At 68.8% G+C, this 2501-nt stretch carries 3 protein-coding genes; 2 read left to right on the top strand and 1 reads right to left on the bottom strand.

The window, feature by feature from the left end:
- Positions 1-54: 54 nt before the first annotated feature.
- The gene (locus ACYP33_RS32465; RefSeq protein WP_414441001.1) at positions 55-489 is read right to left on the bottom strand and encodes a Fur family transcriptional regulator; all 435 of its coding nucleotides are present in this window, start codon (positions 487-489) and stop codon (positions 55-57) included.
- 228 nt (positions 490-717) lie between these two features.
- Here ACYP33_RS32465 and ACYP33_RS32460 point away from each other — a divergent pair, with 228 nt between their 5' ends.
- Both ACYP33_RS32460 and ACYP33_RS32455 read left to right on the top strand, forming a co-directional pair.
- Complete coding sequence (locus ACYP33_RS32460; RefSeq protein ID WP_414441002.1) at positions 718-1380, top strand: response regulator; 663 nt, start codon at positions 718-720, stop codon at positions 1378-1380.
- Positions 1377-2501: histidine kinase dimerization/phospho-acceptor domain-containing protein (locus ACYP33_RS32455; RefSeq protein WP_459625269.1), on the top strand; the 1125-nt coding region annotated here is incomplete at its 3' end. The genes ACYP33_RS32460 and ACYP33_RS32455, both read left to right, overlap by 4 nt.

Genomic DNA, 2501 nt, shown 5'->3' with positions numbered 1-2501 from the left:
CCAGGCCGCCGGCGCGTCAGCGCATCGGCGGCCTGGCGAGCCGGGCGGCGGGGGTCAGTGCTTGCCGTTCAAACGGCGCACGCACGCGCCGCAGACACCGAACACCACGTGGTTGTAGCTCAGGTAGCGGAAATCGTGTTCCTCGGCGATGCGCGCCTGCTGCGCCTCGAAGGCCGGGTCCTGGATGTCCTGGATCGCGTCGCAGCGCGTGCAGACCAGGTGGATATGCGGATCGCCGCGGTTCAGTTCGTAGATGACCTTCGACATGCCCAGCGACGAACCGAGGATCAGCGAGGCTTCCTGCAACGACCCGAGCGCGCGGTAGATGCTCGACAGGTTGTACGGCTCGTCCTGATCGGCGAGGCGGCGAAACACCTGATCGGCGGTGAAATGGGCGTTCGGCGATTCGTGGAACAGGCGGTAGACCGCAATACGTGTCGCGGTCGGCCGCATATGGGCCTTTTTGAGGTTCGAGAAAATCGCGTTCATGGATGCCGGCAGCGGTGGACGCGGCGCGCCGCTCGGTATCGGGCGCGCCGGACTTCGAAAGCCTGCTGGTCGAAACTTAGATGAAAAACAGGGCCTGATCTTGTCGGCGCGAGGGGGCGGTAGAAATTGCGGTAAATTCGCGCGTGGATGCCCGAATCCGGTCGCGAATGGCGTCGGCGGGCACGGCCAAGGCAAGGCAATGCAGGCGACAGAACGGGGAACGTGCCGATGAGAGTGTTACTGGTCGAAGACGACGAGATGATCGGCGACGAGATGGCGGGTGCGCTGCGCGACGCCAGCTACGCGGTGGATTGGGTGCGCGACGGCGAGAACGCGATCGCCTCGGTGCGCACCCAGCGCTACGAACTCGTGCTGCTCGACCTCGGGCTGCCGAAGCAGGATGGTTTTCATGTGCTGGCGGCCATTCGCGCCGCCAACAACCCGGTGCCGGTGGTGGTGGTGACGGCGCGCGACGCGCTGGAAGACCGCATTCGCGGCCTCGACAACGGCGCCGACGATTACGTGCTCAAGCCGTTCGAGATCACCGAATTGCTGGCGCGAATCCGCGCGGCGGTGCGACGCGGCGGCGGCACGCCCGCGCCGGTGCTCGACAACGGCGTGGTGTCGCTCGATCCCTCCACCCACGAGGCGCGCGCCGGCGAGCGCAGCGTGCGGCTGTCGAGCCGCGAATTCGCGCTGCTCCACGCGCTGCTGCAACGGCCCGGCGCGATCCTCTCGCGCACCGAGCTCGAAGATCGCATCTACGGCTGGAACGAGGAAGTCGAAAGCAACGCCGTGGAATTCCTGATCTATTCGCTGCGCCGCAAGCTCGGCAGCGAGACGATCCGCAACGTGCGCGGCGTGGGCTGGATGGTGTCGAAGGCGCAATGAGACATTCCCTGCAATTCCGCTTGTCCGCGTGGCTGTCCGCGATGGTGTTGCTCGCGGCCGTGATCGCGGGCGTCGCGTCGTTCTGCGCCTCGTTCCATGAAGCGAACGAACTGCAGGACTGGCAGCTCGAACAGGTGGCCGCGATGCTGAGCCCCGGCACGCTCGACGCGATGCAGCGCGACGGCTCGATCGGCGGCCATGTGAAGGCCGTGCACGACAAGCCCGAACTGATCGTGCAGCGCCTCGATGTGGGCGGTGGCCCGCTCGCGCTGCCGGCTTCGCTGCCGGACGGCGTGCAGGACGTGACGGTGGCCGGCGTGGATTGGCGGATCGTGGTGCGCACGCTGGCGGGCGGCGCGCGCGTGGCCGTGGGCCAGCAGACGGCCGGCCGCAACGACGTGGCCGAAAGCAGCGCGCTGGCCGCCACCGCGCCGCTGATCGTGTTCGTGCCGGTGCTGGTGCTGGTGCTCGGCTACGTGGTGCGGCGCATGTTTGCGCCGCTGCGCGCGCTGTCGGCGCATGTCGACGGGCGCGACAGCCGCGATCTGTCGAGCCTGTCCAACGACGGCCTGCCCGACGAGATCCACCCGTTCGTGGTGGCGCTGAACCGGCTGTTCGATCGCGTCGGGCAATCGATCGCCGCGCAACGGCGCTTCATCGCCGACGCCGCGCACGAGCTGCGCACGCCGCTGACCGCGCTCTCGCTGCAGGCCGAGCGGCTCGAACCGCTGACCGCCGCCACGCCCGCGCACGAACGCGTGCTGGCGCTGCGGCGCGGGCTGGCGCGCAGCAGCGCGCTGGTCGAACAGTTGCTGACGTTCGCGCGCGTGCACGACGGGCCCGATACGCCGGACGCGCGCCTGTCGGTGGCGCAGGCCTGTCGCGGCGTGCTGGAGGATTTGATGCCGCTGGCCGACCGCAAGCGGATCGACATCGGCGTGATCCAGCTCGACGACGCCGACGTGATCGCGCGCCCGCTCGACCTGCGCATGCTGGTGCGCAACCTGGTGGACAACGCGATTCGCTACACGCCCGACGGCGGGCGCATCGATCTGGCGGTGCGCGCGAGCGCCGGGCAGGTGGAATTGAGCGTGGCCGATACCGGGCCGGGCATCGCGCCG

The sequence above is a fragment of the Burkholderia sp. 3C genome (assembly GCF_054589155.1).
The sequence above is the reverse complement of the archived record's forward strand: the minus strand, read 5'-3'. Positions and strand labels throughout refer to the sequence as shown.

Excerpts from the sequence above, each read along its gene's own strand:
- ACYP33_RS32460 (WP_414441002.1), top strand. The coding sequence starts at position 718 with ATGAGAGTGTTACTGGTCGAAGACGACGAGATGATCGGCGACGAGATG.
- ACYP33_RS32465 (WP_414441001.1), bottom strand. The coding sequence starts at position 489 with ATGAACGCGATTTTCTCGAACCTCAAAAAGGCCCATATGCGGCCGACC.